At 72.3% G+C, this 20410-nt stretch carries 20 protein-coding genes, 1 tRNA gene and 3 pseudogenes; 16 read left to right on the top strand and 8 right to left on the bottom strand.

Going from position 1 to position 20410, the window contains the following annotated elements:
* From DY240_RS32605 to DY240_RS28905, 6 genes and pseudogenes are all read left to right on the top strand, one after another.
* Window positions 1-305, top strand: a pseudogene (locus DY240_RS32605) (hypothetical protein); the annotation flags it as partial.
* A complete protein-coding gene (locus DY240_RS28885; RefSeq protein ID WP_119663105.1) occupies window positions 302-655 on the top strand; it encodes a hypothetical protein in 354 nt (117 codons plus the stop codon). The pseudogene DY240_RS32605 and the gene DY240_RS28885, both read left to right, overlap by 4 nt.
* 90 nt (window positions 656-745) lie before the next feature.
* A complete protein-coding gene (locus DY240_RS28890) occupies window positions 746-1570 on the top strand; it encodes a sugar nucleotide-binding protein (RefSeq protein ID WP_119663106.1) in 825 nt (274 codons plus the stop codon).
* Between the two features lie 95 nt (window positions 1571-1665).
* The gene (locus DY240_RS28895) at window positions 1666-3099 is read left to right on the top strand and encodes a hypothetical protein (protein WP_199702683.1); all 1434 of its coding nucleotides are present in this window, start codon (window positions 1666-1668) and stop codon (window positions 3097-3099) included.
* Window positions 3100-3293: 194 nt separating this feature from the next.
* Entirely contained in the window at window positions 3294-3596 is a 303-nt protein-coding gene (locus tag DY240_RS28900; protein ID WP_119663107.1) for a DUF4190 domain-containing protein, read from the top strand.
* A gap of 570 nt (window positions 3597-4166) precedes the next feature.
* Window positions 4167-4397 (top strand): hypothetical protein, encoded by a 231-nt coding sequence (locus DY240_RS28905; RefSeq protein ID WP_119663108.1) that lies wholly within the window; start codon window positions 4167-4169, stop codon window positions 4395-4397.
* Between the two features lie 229 nt (window positions 4398-4626).
* Here the strand turns inward: DY240_RS28905 and DY240_RS28910 are convergent.
* Together DY240_RS28910 and DY240_RS28915 are read right to left on the bottom strand one after the other, a co-directional pair.
* Window positions 4627-4700: transfer RNA gene (locus DY240_RS28910), tRNA-Arg, on the bottom strand.
* A 32-nt stretch (window positions 4701-4732) separates the two neighbouring features.
* Entirely contained in the window at window positions 4733-5278 is a 546-nt protein-coding gene (locus DY240_RS28915; protein ID WP_199702687.1) for a YbaK/EbsC family protein, read from the bottom strand.
* Between the two features lie 37 nt (window positions 5279-5315).
* Here DY240_RS28915 and DY240_RS33090 point away from each other — a divergent pair, with 37 nt between their 5' ends.
* The gene (locus DY240_RS33090; RefSeq protein WP_199702685.1) at window positions 5316-6038 is read left to right on the top strand and encodes an NUDIX hydrolase; all 723 of its coding nucleotides are present in this window, start codon (window positions 5316-5318) and stop codon (window positions 6036-6038) included.
* On the opposite strand, the gene DY240_RS28925 is transcribed toward DY240_RS33090, so the two are convergent.
* Window positions 6023-6937 carry a class I SAM-dependent DNA methyltransferase gene (locus tag DY240_RS28925; protein ID WP_119663109.1) on the bottom strand — a complete coding sequence of 305 codons (915 nt, stop codon included), beginning with the start codon at window positions 6935-6937 and terminating at the stop codon, window positions 6023-6025. The two genes, DY240_RS33090 and DY240_RS28925, sit on opposite strands and share 16 nt — an antisense overlap.
* 43 nt (window positions 6938-6980) lie before the next feature.
* On the bottom strand, window positions 6981-7502 hold the full coding sequence (locus DY240_RS28930) for a YbhB/YbcL family Raf kinase inhibitor-like protein (protein ID WP_119663122.1): 522 nt from the start codon (window positions 7500-7502) through the stop codon (window positions 6981-6983).
* 153 nt (window positions 7503-7655) lie between these two features.
* Between DY240_RS28930 and DY240_RS28935 the strand changes: the two genes are divergently transcribed.
* The 7 genes from DY240_RS28935 to DY240_RS32610 all read left to right on the top strand — a co-directional run bounded on the left by DY240_RS28935 (window position 7656) and on the right by DY240_RS32610 (window position 16038).
* Window positions 7656-9344, top strand: coding sequence for a P-loop NTPase family protein (locus tag DY240_RS28935; protein WP_147375570.1), 1689 nt, complete (start codon window positions 7656-7658; stop codon window positions 9342-9344).
* On the top strand, window positions 9341-11011 hold the full coding sequence (locus DY240_RS28940) for a GTPase (protein ID WP_119663111.1): 1671 nt from the start codon (window positions 9341-9343) through the stop codon (window positions 11009-11011). The genes DY240_RS28935 and DY240_RS28940 overlap by 4 nt, the downstream gene beginning before the upstream one ends.
* Before the next feature lie 362 nt (window positions 11012-11373).
* Window positions 11374-12198, top strand: coding sequence for a single-stranded DNA-binding protein (locus DY240_RS28945; protein WP_119663112.1), 825 nt, complete (start codon window positions 11374-11376; stop codon window positions 12196-12198).
* A 653-nt stretch (window positions 12199-12851) separates the two neighbouring features.
* On the top strand, window positions 12852-14528 hold the full coding sequence (gene ettA / locus DY240_RS28950; RefSeq protein ID WP_119663113.1) for an energy-dependent translational throttle protein EttA: 1677 nt from the start codon (window positions 12852-12854) through the stop codon (window positions 14526-14528).
* A gap of 9 nt (window positions 14529-14537) precedes the next feature.
* Window positions 14538-14990 carry an acyl-CoA thioesterase gene (locus tag DY240_RS28955; protein WP_119663114.1) on the top strand — a complete coding sequence of 151 codons (453 nt, stop codon included), beginning with the start codon at window positions 14538-14540 and terminating at the stop codon, window positions 14988-14990.
* Window positions 14987-15397 (top strand): acyl-CoA thioesterase, encoded by a 411-nt coding sequence (locus DY240_RS28960; RefSeq protein ID WP_119663115.1) that lies wholly within the window; start codon window positions 14987-14989, stop codon window positions 15395-15397. Before DY240_RS28955 ends, DY240_RS28960 begins: the two co-directional genes overlap by 4 nt.
* A complete protein-coding gene (locus tag DY240_RS32610) occupies window positions 15394-16038 on the top strand; it encodes a hypothetical protein (RefSeq protein ID WP_158603046.1) in 645 nt (214 codons plus the stop codon). The genes DY240_RS28960 and DY240_RS32610 overlap by 4 nt, the downstream gene beginning before the upstream one ends.
* Before the next feature lie 96 nt (window positions 16039-16134).
* Here DY240_RS32610 and DY240_RS28970 read toward each other — a convergent pair whose 3' ends face one another.
* The 3 genes and pseudogenes from DY240_RS28970 to DY240_RS28980 all read right to left on the bottom strand — a co-directional run.
* Complete coding sequence (locus DY240_RS28970) at window positions 16135-16914, bottom strand: hypothetical protein (RefSeq protein WP_119663116.1); 780 nt, start codon at window positions 16912-16914, stop codon at window positions 16135-16137.
* A 112-nt stretch (window positions 16915-17026) separates the two neighbouring features.
* Window positions 17027-18667, bottom strand: coding sequence for a glycoside hydrolase family 13 protein (locus DY240_RS28975; RefSeq protein WP_119663117.1), 1641 nt, complete (start codon window positions 18665-18667; stop codon window positions 17027-17029).
* Window positions 18648-18854: pseudogene (locus DY240_RS28980) on the bottom strand (hypothetical protein); the annotation flags it as partial. The pseudogene DY240_RS28980 and the gene DY240_RS28975, both read right to left, overlap by 20 nt.
* Window positions 18855-19021: 167 nt before the next feature.
* On the opposite strand from DY240_RS28980, the gene DY240_RS28985 reads away from it, so the two are divergent.
* Both DY240_RS28985 and DY240_RS28990 read left to right on the top strand, forming a co-directional pair.
* Window positions 19022-19243: a hypothetical protein gene (locus DY240_RS28985; protein ID WP_119663119.1), complete on the top strand. Its 222-nt coding sequence runs from the start codon at window positions 19022-19024 to the stop codon at window positions 19241-19243.
* A gap of 25 nt (window positions 19244-19268) precedes the next feature.
* Window positions 19269-19787 (top strand): mycothiol transferase, encoded by a 519-nt coding sequence (locus tag DY240_RS28990; protein WP_119663120.1) that lies wholly within the window; start codon window positions 19269-19271, stop codon window positions 19785-19787.
* Between the two features lie 168 nt (window positions 19788-19955).
* Here the strand turns inward: DY240_RS28990 and DY240_RS32615 are convergent.
* Window positions 19956-20410 (bottom strand): annotated as a pseudogene (locus DY240_RS32615) (MFS transporter); the annotation flags it as partial.

The raw sequence follows: 20410 nt of genomic DNA on the forward strand, positions 1-20410 counted from the left end.
ACGGTGGCGGCGGCGGGGCCGGCGGCGACGGCGGCGACGGCGGTGGCCGGGCCGCGGACGCCGCGCTCGACGCCGTCGACGACCTCCTGAGGCGGCTGTCGCGACTCCGCGGCGAACTGGCCCTCACCGTCGAACCGTCCCGAGGGCCGGCTGCGGCCGCCCGCTCGTCAGTCCTCACCGGCTCGGCACACTCCCGCGCCGCCGACCGCCGCCTCACCACGATGGGCGGCCTTGCCTTGGCGCTCGGCATCGTGGCGGTCTTCTGGGCCGCACTGGGGGTGCTGCTGTGGATGCTGCTGCGGTGAGCCCGAACCGGCTGGAGGGGCTGCGCGACTACCTGTGGGCGGTCGCCGTGATCCTGCTGGCCATCGCTGTGCCTATGTACGGGTGGTACGCCGTGGGCGTCTGGGAAGGCGACGTGTCGTGCGTCCACGGACGCACCGTCGACGGCGAGCTCGTCGACACCGGCGCGGTGCACAAAGGATACGTGCCGCTGGAGCTCACCTGCGAGTTCGAGGACGGCACGGAGGAGCGGTTCGTCCCCATGGCCGCGAGCGTCGTCATGTATGGCGGGCTGGCCGGCGCCGTCGTCAGCTTCGGTGTGGCCTGGGCGCTCGGCCGCAAGCTGGCACCGTCGGAACCCTTGGCACGCTGAGGCGTTCCACGAACCGCGCAAATCGGGCACGATTGGTCACCTCCAGCGTGCCAAGGCTGTCGATCGTCCAGCCGACTATGGTGGCCGGTCGTGAAGATCCTCGTCGTCGGTGGCAGCGGCTTCCTGGGCGGTGAGCTGGCGCGTCAATCGAGGGCGGCCGGCCACCACGTCGTCGCGACGTACCTGACCCGGCCGGGCGACCTCGACGGGGTCGAGTGGCGGCCGCTGGACGTCCGCCGGCGCGAGGATGCTGCCGCGCTGGTTGACGCTGTGCGCCCGGACGTCGTGGTCAACGCCGCCTACGTTCAGGCCGACTGGGTGACCACCGCCGACGGCGCCGCACACCTGGCGCTCGCGGCGGCCGCCGTCGACTCGCGGCTGGTCCACGTGTCCAGCGACGCGGTCTTCTCCGGCGCCGCCGTCCATTACGACGAGACTGCCGATCCCGATCCGGTGAACGCCTACGGGGCGGCGAAGGCTGCGGCCGAGACCGCGGTCAAGGCGATCGCGCCGCAGGCCGCGATCGTCCGGACGTCGCTGATCATCGGGGACGGCGGATCGCCCCAGGAGAGGCTCGTCCACGGCCTCGCCGCCGGCTGGCGCGACGGCGTCCTCTTCACCGACGACGTGCGCTGCCCGGTCCACGTCGCCGACCTCGCGGCCGCTCTGCTCGAGCTCGCGGCCTCCGACCGCTCCGGCGTCCACCACGTCGCCGGGCCGGACGCCGTCAGCCGCTACGAGCTCGGCCTGCTCATCGCGCACCGAGACGGGCTCGACGAGGCCGCGCTGCAGGCGGGCACCCGAGCCGCCTCCGGGCCGCCCGGTCCGCTGGACGTGCGCCTGGACTGCCGGGCGACTCAGCAACTGCTCCGCACCCGCTTGCGCGGCGCCCGGGAGTTCCTGGCGCCTCACTGACCGCCGACGAGCGGACCACCGCCCGGCCGAAATGTCCGACCCCGTCACTACTGTCCGGCCGAGCAGGGGGAGACGAACCAGAGGGGCGGGTGGACATGACCGAAGAGACCTGGCACGAGGCACGGCTGATTCCGACGTCGGGCATCAACGGGGCCGAGGAGCAGGAACGCCGGGCGACGTCGGCGCTGCTGGCGGTGATGACGGCGGTCCGGGAGTTCGGGCGCGCACTGACGAAGCCGTTCGGGGCGCCGGCCGGTCACGTCGAGACGTACATCGAGGTGCCGTTCGTCCTGGGAGAGAAGAAGCTGTTCCCGGACGGGCTGATCCGGGTCAGCCGCGGGCAGAAGTCGTGGACGGCTCTGGTCGAGGTCAAGACCGGAAGCAACGAGCTGGCGCCCGAGCAACTGGAGAACTACCTCGACATCGCCCGCGACCAGGGGTTCGACGCGGTCCTGACCATCTCCAACGAGATCCCGGCCATCGCGGGCCAGCACCCGACCAAGGTCGACAAGCGCAAGCTGCGCAAGGTGGCGATGCATCATCTGTCGTGGACGAACGTGCTGACCGAGGCGGTGATGCAGAAGGAGTTCCGCGGCATCGCCGATCCCGACCAGGCGTGGATCCTCGGCGAGCTCATCCGCTACCTCGAGCACCCGCGTTCGGGCGCCCTCGAGTTCGACGACATGGGCGAGAACTGGGTCGCGACCCGCAACGCGATCGCGGCCGGGACGCTCCGGCCGACCGACAAGGGCGTCAGCGAGGTCGCCAACCGCTTCGACGCGCTGCTGCGCTTCGCCAGCCTCCGCCTCGGCCGGCAGCTGGGCACCGAGGTGACGCCGGTGCTGTCGCGCAAGGAACTCGCCGACCCATCGCTGCGTACCCAGTCCCTGGTGGACGACCTTGCCGAGCACTGCACGTTGAGCGGGGCCATCCGCATCCCCGACACCGTGGGGGAACTCGTGGTGACGGCCGATTTGCGGGCCGGTCGCATCACCTGCCACGTCGACGTTGACGCACCCCGGGAAGGGCGGCAGACGACGCGGGTCAACTGGCTGGTCCGGCAGCTCAAGAACGCACCCGCGGACCTGAGGATCGAGGCGTACGTGATGCACGGACGAGGTGCGGGCGCGGCCGAGCTGCTCGCGACCGTCCGCGACGACCCGAGCGTCCTGGTCGCGGACCCGGCCAAAGAACTTCGCGCGTTCCGGGTCGCTCAGAGCCTGCCGATGGGCGGGAAGCGTGGTCGTGGCCGCGGCTCGTTCATCGACTCGGTGCTCGCCGCGGTCGACACCTTTTACGGTGAGGTCATCCAGCACCTGAAGGCCTGGTCGGCCGCGCCGCCGCGGCTCCGTCCCGAACCCGAGCCCGCGGAACGCCGGCCCGAGGTGCCGCCCGCCCTCGTCTCGACCGCGCTGTCCTCCCAGGACGGCGCTGAGGCGGTTCCACCGCCGAACGCCGGCGCAGCGGACGGCGCCGTCCCTGCCGACGACTCGACACACGACGACATCGAGGTGACGGCGGACGCCTGAGACGCTCGACTCACTCTGGCGTTCGTCGGCGCCGACGGGGCGTGTCCAGGACGTCGAACGCGATCCGGCGAGTACCGATCGGCGAAGCGCCACGGCGACCTCTGCGGTCCGACTGCGGACGGAGCCCGGATTGTGTCCGACCCCCGGAGTAGCCTCCGGCGCGCACTGGACCGACTTGCCAAGGGGGGCATGCCATGACCACGGAGAACCAACCTCAGTACGGACCACCACAGTACGCGTACACGCCACAACCGAAGACGACCAGCGGCCTCGCGGTCGCGAGCCTGGTACTCGGGATTCTGTGGCTCGGCTGGCTGGGCTCGCTGCTGGCCGTCATCTTCGGGCACATATCTCTCGGGAGGATGAAGCAAGACCCGAGCGTCAGCGGGCGCGGCCTGGCTATCGCCGGGCTCGTCCTGGGCTACATCGGAATCGGCACCCTGATCGTCTGGATGCTGCTCCTGATCGGACTCTTCGGGGCGTCATCCACGGCCTGACCGACAGCGAGAAGCGCCCCAGCCGATAACGGCCGGGGCGCTTCGTTGTCTCAGCTGATCGCCTGGAGGATCTGGGGACTCGAACCCCACGAGATCTTGGACGATGCCAGAGGTCCCAAGACATCGCCGCGAAGTGGTCCTGAGCTGCAACGATGTGCGACAGAGGGGGATGCAAGCGACGCTTGTCCGGTTACTCACCGACCAGATGCCGACCACCGCGACGAAGAGGAGACTGCCGATGCGATGCGCATGTAGAACCATCGTGGAGCTCTCGGGGAATGACGCCGTCCAGTACGCGCGTGGGCACCTGGTACACGTGGCGGTTGACCAAGTTCAGTGGACGATGACATATGAGTGTCCGGACACGGGCGCGCGCTGGCTGCGGGACAGCCCAAACCCAGAGCTGCATGGGAGCGGACCACCTCGGCTCCGGCGGGTCGAAACCCGCGGTCGAGCGGGATCGGCCGGCGGATGAGCAGCTCGCCGAGATCCGCGACGAGGATTGACGCTGGTGGCTGCGGGCCGGTGAATCATGGAGACCGACGAACGGTCATTCGTACACTCCCGAGCATGACCGCTGCGTCGGAAGAGTACGAGGAGATGCACCGGCTGGTCGATCAGCTCACGCCTGACCAACTGCGGGAGATCCGTGCGCGCGCGGTCCGCCTCGTCTACTCGTCCGAGCACACCGAAGACAGCCAGTGGCCTCCATCGTGGGTCGGGTCGATCCACGCCGGCCGGTCGAACGTCTCGGAACGGGTCGAGGAGATCCTGGCCGAGGGGTTCGAGCGCGACGCGTGATCGTCGTCGACACCGGCCCGATCGTGGCCGCTGCCATCACTGACGACGCGCACCACAAACCATGCGTTCAGGAGTTCGCCCGGCACTCCAAGGCCTGAGCGACGATGCTCGTTCCGAGATTCGTCGCCGCCGAAGCCTGGTGGATCGAATGCCGCCTAAGCACCGACCAAGTACCGACCAACCGCCGACCGGGAGGCGGTGTTCTGATCGAGATGTGCTCTGAGCTGGGCGCGCCTGGAGGGACTCGAACCCCCGACCAAGAGCTTAGAAGGCTCCTGCTCTATCCAGCTGAGCTACAGGCGCAAGCGCAGACAACCGACATTGTGACCGAAAGATCAGCCCTGTTCCACGGGCCGGCCGAGGCCGTCGACCACCTGCGCCCCCGGCCATGCCGCCAGCACGGAGCCGGGGATCGCCAGCTTCGAGCCGCGCACCCCGCTGCCGACCACCGCGAAGGGTAGCGCGGCCACGGCCGGATCGACCAGGATCGGCCAGTCGGCGGGCAGCCCGAGCGGGGTGATACCGCCGTACTCCATGCCGGTCGACTCGACGGCGGCCGCCATGGGTAGGAAGGACGCCTTCCGCACGCCGAGCAGCCGGCGCACCACTCCGTTGACGTCGGCCCGCGTCGTCGCCAGCACCATGCAGGCCGCCACGTACGAGACGCCCTCGCGCTTGCCTGCGACCACCACGCAGTTCGCCGACTCCGCCGGCGACACGTCGTAGGCCGCGCAGAACTCGGCCGTGTCGGCGAGCGACGGGTCGATCGGCGCGACGTACACCGAGCCGGCGGCGGCCGAACCCTCCAGGGCGGACTTCACCGGACCCGCCAGCAGGTCGGGACGGGACAGCGCCGGCTCCGTCGCCAGCCGGCCGATCATCGGAGTTGTCACCCCTCGATGCTACGGTCCCGTCCTCGTGGCCCTCTTCCCGCGTCTGCGCGTCTCCGCCTACGTCATCTGCGAGGACGAGGACGGCCGCGTCCTGCTCTCGCGCTGGATCGGCTACGACGACGGCCCGCAGTGGTCGTTGGCCGGCGGCGGGCTCGACCCGGTCGAGCACCCGCAGGAGGGCGCGGTGCGCGAGCTGTTCGAGGAGACCGGCTACGTCGTCGAGCTCGACGCGCTCATCGGCATCGACGTGGAGCACTTCGTCAGCGACCGCCACGTGCCGGACGGGTACGACGGCGTCGACGTCCACGCCGTGCGCGTCTTCTACCGCGGGCACGTCACCGGCGGCGAGCTGACCCACGAGGTCGGCGGGACCAGCGACCTCGCCGCATGGCTGTCGCGCGAGGAGCTGGCGGGCCTGCCCACGGTTCCCGCGGTCAAGCTGGCGCTCGGGATGTACGACGACGGCGACGGCGTCCCGGTGGCGCCCCTCGAGCCCAACCCGCCGGTGCCCGACGGCGTCCGCGTCGAGCCGCGCGTCGCGGCCTACGGGCGCCTGCCCGACGGCGACACCGTCGGCGGGCTGCTCGACCACGGCGCCGACCCGGCCGAGGCGATCCGCGCGGCGTTCCGTCAGCGGCACGGCCGCGACGTCGCCGTCGGCCGGCCCTGGGCCGCGAGCAGCAGCGTCGACCCTGTCGACGAGAGCACCGTCCGCTGGACCGTCCGCCTCGACTACGACGTCAGCTGAAACCGCCACACGATCGCCACGGGGCTGCCCTCGTAGGCCGCGTTCGCGGCATCGGGGATCAGCGGGTGCAGCGACCAGATGTTCGGCGGTGTGCCTGACGGGGCCGGCGGCGGCACCGCGCCCGGAGCGCCGGGCGGCGCGCCGTCGGGGCCGACGAACGGCGACGGGCGCATCGGCTCCTCGCAGTGCCGGACCTCGAAGCCGAGCGGCAGAGCGGCGGCCAGGTACTCGCTGGCCAGCCGGCTGCGGTTGGGCAGGTAACCGGGGCGGCCATCGGGGCCGGTGACCACGATCGGCAAGCCGATGTCGCCCAGCCGGCCGCGTGGGTCGGACACCACCAGCGAACCGCCCGGCCGCAGCACCCGCGCGAACTCCGCGAACACCGGCTTCAGGTCGGGGACGTGCGACAGCGCCAGCGCGCAGACCACCAGGTCGACGTCGTCGTCGGGCACCGGCAGGGAGGTCAGCTCACCCTCGACGAACCGGCCGGACGGCACCTTCGCCCGCGCCACCGCCAGCATGTCCGGCGAGCTGTCCACGCCGATCACCGTGTGCCCACGCCGCGCCAGGTACTCCGCGTGCCGGCCGGTTCCGCAGGCCGCGTCGAGCGCGACGCCGGCCGGAAGCTCGTCGAGCAGCGACCGCACCAGCGGACCCTCGATGTCGAGCAGCTGGTTGCCGGGCTGGTCGTACGCGGGTGCCCACGACGCGTACGCCTCGGCCGACGTCAGCTCGGCCGCGCTGCCGCCCGGCCCCAGCTCGTCGGCGCGGTCCAGCAGCGACCGGACCTCGGCCAGCCGGGCGGCGACGAACTCCTCGTCGTGCTCACCGGCGAACGCGCGCAGCAGCGCGACGCCCTCGAGGCCGATCAGGTACGCCAGCGGATGCTGATGGATCACCCTCGCAGCCTAGGAACGCGCGCCGAGACGACTCAACGCGTTTTCAGTGGGAGTAGACCGGCACCACCATGCCGCGGGCGAGCGTGTGGAAGGCGAGGTTGAACGAGACGACGGCCGGCGAGGCGTCGCGGTCGACCCCGAGCGTCTCGACGTCGACCGCGTGGACGACGAAGAAGTACCGGTGCGGGACGTCGCCCTGCGGCGGGGCGGAGCCGAAGTACTCGGTCGTGCCGGCGTCGTTCTTCACCGCGAACGCCGGATAGGGCAGCCCGGCGCCGCGCGCGATGGACGTCGTCGTCGCCGGAATGTCGACGACCACCCAGTGCCAGAAACCGCTCGGCGTCGGCGCGTCGGGGTCGAAGCACGTGAGCGCGTAACTGCGGGTGCCGTCGGGCGCGCCGGACCACGACAACTGCGGCGAGAGATTGGCCCCGCCGGCCGCCTCGGAGATGAAGTCCTTGGCGAGCTGCTCGCCGTCGCGGACGTCGTCGCTGGTCAGCGTCATGGACGCGACGGCCGGCAGCAGGGTGTACGGGTCGGGCGGGGTGGGACGTTCGAGCGACATCGAGTCCTCCATCGACGGCATTCCGGCACGCCCGACGTTAGTCGATCGACTCGGCGGTGTGACTCGTCATGTGAACGATTGGCATCAATGGGTCGATGGCTCTTGGCCAGGGGCGGTGCGAGAGTGCAAGATTCGCCAGTGGAAACCGCTGAGGTGAGCATCCATGGTGCTCTCGCCGCTCTTCGCGGCCGGCTCTCCGGTGTGCAGTACCCGCTGGAGACCAACGACGCGGAAACCGCCCGCAGCACGCGCCGCGACATGCTCGCCCAGCTCGACGACTACATCCTCCCGCGCCTCGACCAGCTCGACGCGCCGCTGCTGGCCGTCGTGGGCGGATCGACCGGCGCCGGCAAGTCGACGCTGGTGAACTCGCTCGTCCGGCGCAAGGTCAGCGACGCCGGCGTGCTGCGGCCGACGACCCGCTCGCCGGTCCTGGTGCACCACCCCGACGACGTCGGCTGGTTCGACGAACTGCGCGTCCTGCCCGACCTCCCGCGCGTGGCGATCCACGACCAGGCCGGCGGGGCGCTGCGGCTGGTCGCCGACGACCGACTGCCGGCCGGCGTGGCCATCCTCGACGCGCCCGACGTCGACTCCGTCGTGACCGAGAACCGCACGCTCGCCGCGCAACTGCTGGCGGCCGCCGACCTGTGGCTGTTCGTCACCACCGCGGCCCGCTACTCCGACGCCGTCCCGTGGGACTTCCTCCGCGCCGCCGCCGACCGGCAGGCCGCCGTCGCCGTCGTCCTCGACCGCGTCGCGCCCGAGGCCGTCAGCGAGGTGCGCACCCACCTGGCCGCGATGCTGGCCGAGCACGGCCTGGGCGACGCGCCGCTGCTGGTCGTCGAGGAGACCGCGCCGGACGACTCCGGCCTGCTGCCCGAGGAGGCGGTCGCCTCGGTGCGGGCCTGGCTGGACGGGCTGGCCGCCGACGAGTCGGCCCGCAACGAGATCGTCCGGCGGACGCTCGACGGCGCCATCGGCGGCGCGCTGCGGCAGGTCCCGATGCTCGCCGACGCCGCCGACCACCAGGTCGAGGCGCTGACCCGGCTGCAGGACGAGATCGCGCACGTATACGGCAAGGCGGCCAAGCGCATCGACGCCGCGTCCGCCGACGGCAGCCTGCTCCGCGGCGAGGTGCTCGCCCGCTGGCAGGACTTCGTCGGGACGGGCGATTTCATGCGGTCGCTGGAGGCGCGGGTCGGCCGGCTGCGCGACAAGGTGGCGGCGTTCCTGCGCGGACGGCCGCAGCCAGCGGCGGCGGTCGAGGAGGCGATCGAGCACGGCCTCGCCGCGATGATCGTCGAGGAGGCGAACCGGGCCGCCGAGAAGGCCGACGGCAGGTGGCGCGACTCCGCGGCCGGCCGGGCGCTCCTCGGCGGCGACGACCTCACCCGCTCGGCGAGCGACCTGCCGGCTCGCAGCGCCGCGACCGTCCGCGAGTGGCAGGACTCTGTCCTGTCGATGGTCAAGTCCGAGGGCGCGGACAAGCGGTTCAACGCCCGGCTGCTGTCGTTCGGCGTCAACGGGCTCGGGCTGGCGTTGATGATCGTCGTGTTCGCGTCGACCGCCGGGATTCCCACCGGCGCCGAGGTCGGCGTGGCCGGCGGGACCGCCGTCGTCGGGCAGAAGCTGCTCGAGGCGATCTTCGGTGACGAGGCCGTGCGGCGGCTGGCCGCCAGGGCCCGCGCCGACCTGGCACAACGGGTCGAGGAACTGTTGCGGACGGAGTCCGCGCGGTTCACCGACCGGCTCGGGGGACTACCCGTCGAGGCGGGCGCGGGCGACGCGCTGCGGGCCGCACTCGTCACCGTCGAGCAGGCCCGGGAGGACGCCGCATGAGGAAGTGGTCCCGCCGCGGCCGCATCACGCTGCCGGAACGGGTGACCGCGCTGCAGGAGGCGGTCGCCGCCGGCGGCAAGCGGCTGCCGCCGGACCTCGCCGAGACGGTGCAGGTGGTGGTCGACCGCGCCGGCGAGCGCCGGCAGCTGTCGGTCGAGCACACCGTCGTCGCGCTGGCCGGCGCCACGGGCAGCGGGAAGTCGACGCTGTTCAACCGCATCGCCGGCATGGAGGTCTCCGTCGTCGGCGTCCGCCGCCCGACGACGTCCGGACCGCTGGCCGTCGTGTGGGGCACCCAGGGGGTCATCCCGCTGCTGGACTGGCTCGGCGTGCCGCCGCGGCACCGGGTCGCCCGTGAGAGCGTGCTGGACTCCGGCGAAAGCGACGACCTCGACGGGCTCGTGCTGCTCGACCTGCCCGACCACGACTCCACCCAGAAGGCGCACCGCGACACCGTCGACCGCCTCGTCGAGATGATCGACCTGTTCGTCTGGATCCTCGACCCGCAGAAGTACGCCGACGCCGCCCTGCACGAGCGGTACCTGCGGCCGCTGGCGTCGCACCAGGGCGTCACCGTCATCGTGCTGAACCAGATCGACCGTCTGTCGCGCGCGGACGTCGTCGAGTGCGTCACCGACCTGCGCGGTCTGCTGGATGCGGACGGGCTGGACGAGGTCCCGGTGGTCGCGCTCTCGGCGGCGACGGGCGACGGCGTCGACGTGCTGGTCGACCTGATCCGCACCGCCGTGACCAAGCGCCGTGCCGTCGACGAGCGGATCGAGGCCGACATCAGGATGACGGCCGAGCTGGTGGCGTCCGCGGTGGGCGCCGGTTCGCCGGGGTCGGCCGGAGACGCCGAGCGGCGCCGGCTGGCATCGGCCGTGGCCGAGGCGTCCGGCGCCGACGTCGTCGCGGCGGCGGCGGGACGGTCCTACCTGCAGCGGGCTCGCGTGGCGACCGGGTGGCCGATCACCCGGTGGCTGGGCCGGTTTCGACGCGATCCGCTCGCCAGGCTGGGGGTCCGGATCCGGCCTTCGGTGTTGTCCGGCGCCGGTTCGGCGTCCGGGGGCTCGGGTGGGGAGTCGTCCGGCTCCGGGGCTCGGATCTCGCTGCCCGCGCCGACGCCGGTGCAGCGGTCGCGGTCCGATGCCGCCGTCCGCGAATACGGCGACGCCGCGGCCGGCACCCTGCCGCCCGCCTGGCGCGACGCCGTCCGCTCCGTCGCCGCGTCGGCCGGGAAGCGGCTGCCCGACGAGCTGGACCGCCGGGTCGCCGCGACCGACTTCGGCATCGCGTCGCGGCCGCGCTGGTGGCGGCTGTTGAACGCGCTGCAGTGGCTGTCCCTGCTGACCGCGGCGGCCGGCGTGCTGTGGCTGCTCGCGCTGGCCGGCACGTCGTTCCTGCGCTTCGACGTCGCCGAACCGTCGGTGGGCGGCATCCCCGTGCCGACGGTGCTGCTGGCCGGCGGGCTGGTCCTGGGCGCGGTGCTCGGGCTGCTCGGCCTGGTGGCCGCGCGGCGGGGGAGCCGGCGGCAGGAGGCTCGGGTCCGGCGCCGGCTCCGCGACCTCGTCGACGCCGTCGCCGGCGAGGTCGTCGTCCGGCCGATCGACGCCGAGCTGACCAAGTACGGCGACTTCAAGGCCGCGCTGGACCGCGCCCGCTCCTGACCCGGCCGGCCGGTTCGCCGGGTCGTCGTCGTGGCGAGTCGCGCGGTGGGTTGTAGTCGGGTGGAGCGCGCCCGCTCTTGACCGGGTGACCGGGTCGTCGTCGTGGCGAGTCGCGCGGTGGGTCGGGTCGTATTGGAGCGCCCCCGCTCTTGATCCGAACACCGGTCGTCGCGGGGGAGTTCTCCCGGCCCTGACCGGTGAAAGTCCCTCCTGACCGGACGCGGCTGCGAGCAGCGGTTTTCCACAGCCCATACGAGTTCGCGGAGTTGTCCACATTTCGGCGAACCGGCCTTTCGAATGGCCGCGCCGCGCGGAAATCTCGTTCTCGTCAACCTCACGGGTACGAGCACAGGAGACGCCACATGAGCGAGGTCACCATCACCGTCATCGGCAACGTCGCGACCGAACCCCGGCTGGACAGGACCAAGAACGGCGACGCGTTCGCGAGCTTCCGGCTGGCGTGCAGCGGCGCGTGGTACGACCAGCGAACACGGTCGTGGGTCGACGACGAGACGTCCTTCTACACGGTCTACTGCTGGAAGTCGCCGCTGGCCGACAACATCAAGGCGTCGCTGCGCAAGGGCGATCCGGTGGTGGTCCACGGCCGACTGAAGAATCGCGAGTGGCGCGACGCCAACAACCTCGTGCGCGTCGCGCCTGAGATCACTGCCCGCAGTCTCGGCCACGACCTCTACCGCGGCACGTCGTCGTTCACCAAGGTCACCCGGCAACCGGCTGTGCCCGATGACGACGACGCCGTCGAGTCCGTACGGGCCGCCTACTACGCGGCCGAGGACCAGCGCGGCGTCGTCGACCAGCGGACCGGCGAGATTCTCCCAGGCCTGCCGTCCACCCCGGCGCAGTTCGGTCACGACCGGCCGGCCGACAGTGCGTCGACTCCGAACGGCCGCGCCTCCGGCGGTGATCGACCCGAGAACGGTGCGCCGGCCGCGGTCGGCGACCGGATGACCGCCGGTGATCACATGGCTGCCGGCGACCGCCTGATGGGCGACGACCGGACGATGCGCACGTCGAAGGCCGCGCCGGGTACTGAGGCGAACCCCGCCCCCAAGACCGGGAACGGAACGGACGCCGGCCAGGCCGGGGCCGATCCACGGGTCGAGGTCCCTCCGACGCCGCCGTCGGGCAGCCGTCCCCGGCGCGAGAAGGCGGGCGTCCCCGGCTGACGGGGAACTGTGGCGCTCGTGGCCGTGCGCAGCGCGAGATGGCCGGTGTCGCCGGCTGACCGACCCCGCGCCGTCGGTCGCCAATGGCGTCGTCGCGGATTCCCCCCCATCCGCGCGGTGCCCCACGCGGCCGACGGCGCGGTCCCAGACGTGCCGGTCGGGCCGTCCCCAGCTCCTCAGGCGGGTGCGCTCGTGACTGTGAGGGCCTGGTGCGCTCGCGGGCGGGCCCGTGCCGCAACAGGAGATCGTGCGGCCGGCGTCGCGGACGGGTCGCGCAGCCCGCGCCTTGGCAATGCTGACCGTCGTCATCGCGTCCGATATGTCCGATCTTGCGCGACGGTGAGCCTTGCCAAGGCGGTCGGCCACCGATTGATCGAGGCGTGTCGCACGGCTCACGAACCCCTCGCCGCGGAGCTCGTGCCGCGCTCCGCGGCGAGGCCGGCCGGTCGTGTGTGGCGCCCTGCGGCCGGGGCGTCGGTCGCGTGTGTGGCGCCCTGCGGTGGGGGCCGGTTCGTCCGGCGTCCACCCTGCGGTGGGACGGGCCGGTCCCGGGCGGCGGAGGGCGGCCGCCGCCCGGTATCGCGCGCCGCCCTGCTCGGAGAGGGGGACGCGGTCGTCTCGGGAGGGTGTGAGGCCGTACTCTTGGACTCGTTATGGCGGACTTCATTTACTCCATGCGTAAGGCGCGCAAGGCGCACGGTGACAAGGTCATCCTCGACGACGTCACGCTGTACTTCCTGCCCGGGGCGAAGATCGGCGTGGTGGGTCCGAACGGCGCCGGTAAGTCGAGCATCCTGAAGATCATGGCGGGGCTCGACCAGCCGTCGAACGGTGACGCCCAGCTGGCGCCCGGCGCGACCGTGGGTTATCTCGCGCAGGAGCCGGCGCTCAACGAGGACAAGACCGTGCTCGGCAACGTCCAGGAGGGCGTGGCCGAGACCCTCGAGCTGCTCAACCGGTTCAACGAGATCACCGAGAAGATGGCCGTCGACTACTCCGACGAGCTGCTCGAAGAGATGGGCAAGCTGCAGGAGCAGCTCGACCACCGCAACGCATGGGAGCTGGACTCCCAGCTCGAGCAGGCCATGGATGCGCTGCGCTGCCCGCCGCCGGACGCCGACGTGAAGGTGCTGTCCGGTGGTGAGCGCCGCCGCGTCGCGCTGTGCAAGCTCCTGCTGCAGCAGCCCGACCTGCTGCTGCTCGACGAGCCGACCAACCACCTCGACGCCGAGAGCGTCCTGTGGCTGGAGCAGCACCTCGAGAAGTACCCCGGCGCGGTCATCGCCGTCACCCACGACCGGTACTTCCTCGACCACGTCGCGCAGTGGATCGCCGAGGTCGACCGCGGCCGCGTCCACGGCTACGAGGGCAACTACACCACGTACCTCGAGACGAAGGCCGCCCGTCTCAAGGTCGAGGGGCAGAAGGACGCCAAGCGCCAGCGCCGCCTGAAGGAAGAGCTGGAGTGGGTCCGGTCCAACGCCAAGGGCCGGCAGACCAAGCAGCGCGCCCGCCTCGAGCGCTACGAGGAGATGGCGTCGGAGGCCGAGAAGACGCGCAAGCTCGACTTCGAGGAGATCCAGATCCCGCCGGGCCCGCGCCTGGGCAACCTGGTCGTCGAGGCGAACGGCGTCACCAAGGGCTTCGGCGACCGCACGCTCATGCGCGACCTGTCGTTCTCGTTGCCGCGCAACGGCATCGTCGGCGTCATCGGCCCGAACGGTGTCGGTAAGACGACGCTGTTCAAGATGATCGTCGGCCAGGAGCAGCCCGACGAGGGCGCGTTCCGCATCGGCGACACCGTCCGCCTGTCGTACGTCGACCAGTCGCGCGCCGGCATCGACCCGAAGAAGAACGTCTGGCAGGTCGTGTCCGACGAGCTCGACCACATCAAGGTCGGCCAGGTCGAGATGCCCAGCCGCGCCTACGTGTCGGCGTTCGGCTTCAAGGGCCCCGACCAGCAGAAGCCGGCCGGCGTGCTGTCCGGTGGCGAGCGCAACCGCCTGAACCTCGCGCTCACGCTCAAGCAGGGCGGCAACCTGATCCTGCTCGACGAGCCGACCAACGACCTCGACGTCGAGACGCTGCAGTCGCTCGAGAACGCGCTGCTCGAGTTCCCCGGCTGCGCCGTCATCACGTCGCACGACCGGTGGTTCCTCGACCGCGTCGCCACCCACATCCTCGCGTGGGAGGGCGACGACGAAGATCCCGCGAAGTGGTTCTGGTTCGAGGGCAACTTCGAGAGCTACGAGAAGAACAAGATCGAGCGGCTCGGCGCCGACGCCGCGCGTCCGCACCGGGTCACCTACCGCAAGCTCAGCCGCGACTAGGGGCCGGGCGTGCCGCGCCACGTGACACACGTGCCCCTGCGCTGGGCCGACATGGACGCCTACGGCCATGTCAACAACGTCGTCTACCTGCGCTATCTGCAGGAGGCGCGTGTCGACATGCTGTTCGTCCACGCCCCGAAGCAGGGCGCGGAGCAGCTGGCCGAGGGGGTCGTCGTGGCGCGGCACGAGATCAGCTACCACGCCCCGCTGCACTACCGGGCCGAGCCGGTCCGCGTCGAGACGTGGGTGCGCCGCGTCGGCAACTCCTCGTTCGACCTCGGCTACGAGGTGCTCGACGTCGACGGCGACGGCGTCCGGACGGTGTACGCCGTCGCGTCGAGCGTGCTGGTGCCGTACGACCTCGACGACGCACACCCGCGCCGGGTCGCGCACGAGGAACGGCTGGTGCTCGAGTCGTTCCTCGAGCTCGACGGGCCCGAGCCGGGGAAGGCGGCGGCGTGAGGCACGTCTACGAGTGTTCCGTCCGGTTCGACGACCTCGACGCGTTCGGCCACGTCAACAACGTGACGTTCGCCGAGTACCTGCAGGAGGCGCGGGTCGACTTCGCGCACCGGCAGCTCCGCGCGTCGTCGGGCAACGCGCCGCACGAGGGCTCCGTCGTCGTGCAGCAGAGCATCGACTACCTCGCGCCGGTCCCGTTCCGCACCGAGCCGCTGCGGGTCGAGGTGTGGGTGACGCGCATCGGCACCACGTCGTTCGAGGTGGCGTACGAGGTCAAGGACGAGTCGACGCTGTTCGCGCGGGCCACCGGCGTGCTCGTCGCGTTCGACGTCCGCGGGAACACGCCGCGACCGGTCAACCCGGTCGAACGCGAGATCCTCGAGCGCTACCTCGAGCCGGCGCCGTGACGTCGTTCGTCCCCGCTCACCCCGGTGCCGCCGCCGACCTCGCGACCTTCGCCCAGCGGGTGGCCAAGTACGAGCCCGACTCCGTGCTGCGCATCGTCGCCCACGGCTCGGTCGCCGGCTGCTTCGCCGAGACACCGTTCGACGCGCTCGCGCTGCGGGCCGTCGCGCTCGCCGAGCCCGCCGACGTCGACGTCGTCGTCGAGGCCGGCAACCTCGCCGCCCGGGCGGTCGGCGCGACCGGCGCGTTCGAGCTGCCGCCGGCGCTGCCCGCGCTGCGCTGGGCCAGCAGCCTGCCCCCGCGGTCCGGCTGGACCGAGCTCGCCCGGCTCCCGCTGACCGCCGTCGTCGCCGACGTCGAACGCGGCGTCGAGGAGTTCCGCACCCGCGCGGCCGGCGTCGCCGACGGCAAGTCCCTGCGGGCCGGCCGGGCGGCGCTGGAGGGGCTGGCGACGGAGATCTGGGACCGCGAGCTCGCCGCCGGCATCCCGCTGCGGCTCGCGCACGCGGCGTCGTCGTACGGGTTCCTCAGCGGGCCCGACGGCGCGGAGGTCGCGCTGCGCTCGGTCGGCGCCTGGTGGAGGCTGGACGCGCCGCACGGTTCGGTGCTCGCCCGCAGCGGCCTCGCGCTCTTCGCCTTGTGACGGGGGCCGCTCGCCGCATCGCGGCGCGGTCACTGTCGGGCGCCGAGCCGGGGCCGAACACGTCGGCGAGCAGGTGAGCGGAGCACCCGCCGGGCGTCAGCGCACCGACCCGATCGTCGGAACCGGTGCGGACGGCTCGCCGGCGTCGCGGACGGGCAGGACGGTCCACGATCCGCGGTCCGCCGCCATAGGGCCGGCGCCGGCCCTGGGCAGCACGATCTTCCAGTGCCCGTAGCGCGAGGGGCCGGCCAGATAGCCGCCTACGGCGTCGGGACCGAACAGCTCCTCACTCGGCACCAGCCCGCTCCCCGCCCGGAACCACCCGGAGATCCGCCGCGACAGCGCCGGGTCCGTGCCCACCGCCGCGAGCCATCCGTCGAGGGCGGCGTGCAGGCGGGCGGCCTGCTCGTCGGGCACGCGGGCCTCGATCAGCACCCACGCGGGTTGGAACGACTCGCCGTACGAGACGTCGAGAGAGGTCCGGAAGGCCTCGGTGAGGATCCCGTGGGCGAGGAAGCGGCGATGCAGGCGGCGCAGCTCGCCGTCGCCCCGCCGCAGGTTGCGCAGCAGGACCACCAGCGCGGCCACGACGAAGACCGCGGTCAGCACCAGCAGCACGACGCGGCGCGTCTCCTGCGACAACGGCAGCAGGCCGGTGCCGGGCACCGCCGAGTAGCCGGCGCAGAACACTCCCAGCCCGGCCAGCAGCACGGGCGAGAGCCAGACGGGGTCGCGCGTATCGGTACGCGCGGCGAAGGCGGCGAAGTCGGTCAGATCGGGAACCGGTCGCCGGCGGGCCGGCGGCGGACCGGTTCGCTCGGCGTCGGCCCAGAACCGTCGCGCGCCCGCCAGGGGGACCATCGGGTCGTCGGTCATGCTGCCATGCTCCGATGGCCGCCCCGGCCCCGATCACAGGATCAGGCCCGCGGGGGTGCGGCGGGACACACGTCCCGCCGCATCCCGCGCGGCATCGCCCGAGATCAGCCGCTCAGACGGCGAGCCAGACCGCGGTGTCGGCGGGCAGCCGGCTGTCGGAGTCGAGCGGCCCGCTGGCGAGGATGACCTCGCGGTGTGCCGGGAGCTCCACCGGCGCCGCGCCCAGGTTCACGACGCACGCGAACCCGCGGCCGCGCTGGAACGCCAGCACGTCCTCGGCGGTCGCGTCGATCCAGGCCAGCGGCTCGACCGACGGGATGGACCGGCGCAGGCGGAGGGCGTCGCGGTAGAGCGAGAGCATGGACGCCGGCTCGCCGTCGGCGGCCTCGACGGACAGCTCGCCCCAGCCGTCCGGCTGCGGCAGCCACGAGCCGCCCGAGCCGAACCCGTACGACGACCCGGAGGTCGCCCACGGCAGCGGCACCCGGCAGCCGTCGCGGCCGCGCTCGGTGTGGCCGGACCGTTCCCAGACCGGGTCCTGCAGCGACTCTTCGGGGAGGTCGAGGACCTCCGGCAGGCCGAGCTCCTGGCCCTGGTAGACGTACGCCCCGCCGGGCAGCGCCAGCATGAGCAGCGCCGCGGCCCGCGCGCGCCGCGTCCCGAGCTCGACGTCGACCTCGCCCTTCGCCTTGCCGGCGTGCCCGGTGCCGGACGCCGTCACCTCGCGGCCGTAGCGCGTGACGACCCGCTCGACGTCGTGGTTCTCGAGCACCCAGGTGGCGGGCGCGCCGACCGACGCGAGCGTGCTGACGGAGTCGTCGATGGACCGGCGCAGGTCGGCGGCCGTCCACGCGGACTTCAGGTAGTCGAAGTTGAACGCGCTGTGCAGCTCATCGTCGCGCAGGTAGCGGGCCAGCCGCTCGGCCGGCTCGACCCACGCCTCGGCGACGTACAGCTTCGGCGGGTCGTAGGAGTCGGCGACCTCGCGCCAGCCGCGGTAGATCTCGTGCACGCCGTCGCGGTCGAAGAACGGGTGGTCGGCGATGCTCGGGCGGTCGAGCAGGCCCGACTCGTCGTAGGGGAGGTCGGGCCCGTTCATGTTCTTGACCATGCCGTGCGCGACGTCGATGCGGAAGCCGTCGACGCCGAGGTCGAACCAGAACCGCAAGATGTCCAGGAACTCGGCCCTGACCTCGGGGTTCTCCCAGTCGAAGTCGGGCTGCGACACGTCGAAGATGTGAAAGTACCACTGGCCGGGCGTGCCGTCGGGATCGGTGACCCGTTCCCACGCCGGCCCGCCGAAGACGCTGCGCCAGTTGTTCGGCGGCAGCGCGCCGTCGGGGCCGCGGCCGTCGCGGAAGATGTAGCGCGCCCGCTCGGGCGACCCCGGGCCGGCGGCCAGCGCCTCCTTGAACCACTGGTGATCCCACGAGCTGTGGTTGGGCACGATGTCGAGCAGCACCTTCAGGCCCAGCCCGTGCGCCTCGTCGAGCAGCTCCTTCGCCTGAGCGAGGTCGCCGAAGCGCGGATCGATGTCGCGGAAGTCGGCGACGTCGTACCCGCCGTCGTTCAGCGGCGACGGATACCACGGGTTGATCCACAGCGCGTCGATGCCGAGATCGCGCAGGTACGGCAGCCGGGCGCGCAGGCCGGCGATGTCGCCCTCGCCGTCGCCGTTACCGTCGGCGAAGGACCGGATGTACACCTGGTAGATGACGGCGTCTCTCCACCAGTCACGGGAAGCCTGAGTCACGGGACACCAGCCTAGTCCCCGATCGTCGTCGGGCCTGCAACACCTGCGACGTCGCGCGGGCCGGCCGCAGCAGCACCTCGCTGCCGACGGGCGTGAACCCGCAGGCCAGGAAGGCGCGCAGCGAACGGGCGTTGCCGGGCGTGACGGCGGCGAACACGGGCTCCCCGGCGGGCACCAGCCGCAGCGCGTGAACGCCGTCGCGCACTCCAGACCGCCGGCGAACGGCGGCAGCACCTCGACCGCGCCGTCGACCGGCGGGAACCGGTGTTGGCCGCCATCGAGAATGACGGCGTGGGCGACATCCGGGGTGGTTCGTCGGTGCTATCTCGATGATCATCCAGGATCGACCACCTGATGCTGTGGTCGATCCTGGATGAACACACCGAAAGGGCCGGGGGGTCGGGTCGTCACGGTGACGTCGCCGACAAGTCGACCGGCCGTGACGGCGTTGCCGCGGCGTTCGTCGTCACCACCATGGCGCCGACGTCGGCATCGAACGCGGCGAACGAACCGGCCGGCCGCGGCGTCGAGCAGCACGGCCAGCAGCGGATGTGGTGTCATGGCGGTTCACGGTAACCCCGGCGCTGAGGAGTGGTGCATCGTGCACGGTCCCGACCTGCTGATCGACGCGTTCGGCCGCATCCGCGAGCGGGTCCATGCGACGGTCGGCGGGCTGACGCCGAGCCAGCTCGCCTACCGCGTCGACCCCGACGCCAACTCGATCGCGTGGCTGGTCTGGCACCTGACCCGCATCCAGGACGACCACGTCGCGCACGTGGCCGGCATCGACCAGGTGTGGACGTCCGGCGGCTGGGCCGACCGGTTCGGCCTGCCGTTCCCGCCCGGAGCGACCGGCTACGGCCACCGCAGCGCCGACGTCGCGGCGGTCGTGGTCGACGACCCCGCGCTGCTGACCGGCTACCACGACGCGACGCACGAGATCACCGAGGGCTTCCTGCGCGAGCTCGACGACGAGACGCTGGACCGCGTCGTCGACGAGAGCTACGACCCGCCGGTGACGATGGGCGTGCGGCTGGTCAGCGTGCTGGGCGACAACAGCCAGCACATCGGCCAGGCGGCGTTCGTGCGTGGCGTCGTGACGCGGCTCGGGGTGAGCTGACGCCGTCAGTCCGCGTACATGTCGTCCCACTCGCGGCTGGTGAAGATCGCCGATCGACCCTTCGTCCCGGACGTTGCCGAACGGCCCGACGGCGAGCAGGTCGCCGCGGTCGTGAAACTGAGTTGGCCGGGCGCGGTGGAGGCGGCGGGTGCCGTCGCGGCGCAAAGGTCAGTGACAGCCGGAGTCGGCGTCGACCGGCTGTCTCGGTGCGCTCGGCGGTAGGGCGGCGACCGCGCGCAGCGCCGGCCAGGTGAGCAGCGCGAGCCCGGCGGCCACGGCGGCGACGGCGACCATCGCCCCGGGCAGTCCGGCGGCGCCCGCCCAGTAGCCGACGTAGACGGGTCCGGCGAGGAACCCGAGATAGGCGAGCGTGGCGACGACGGAGGTCGCGGTGCCCTTGGCGGACTCGTCGACCCGCCGCACGGCCAGGGCGAGCAGCGTCGGATAGAGCACGGCGGTGCCGGCCGCGGCCAGGCCGACCCCGGTCAGCGCGACGGCGACGGTGGGGGAGACCGCGACCACGGCGGTGCCGGCCGCGGCGGCCACGGCGCCCGCGATCAGCACGGCGAGCGGACGTGCGGCGCTGAGGCCGGCGGCGGCGAACCGGGTGACGGCGACGACGG

Source organism: Jiangella rhizosphaerae, from assembly GCF_003579925.1.
GTDB lineage: Bacteria > Actinomycetota > Actinomycetes > Jiangellales > Jiangellaceae > Jiangella > Jiangella rhizosphaerae.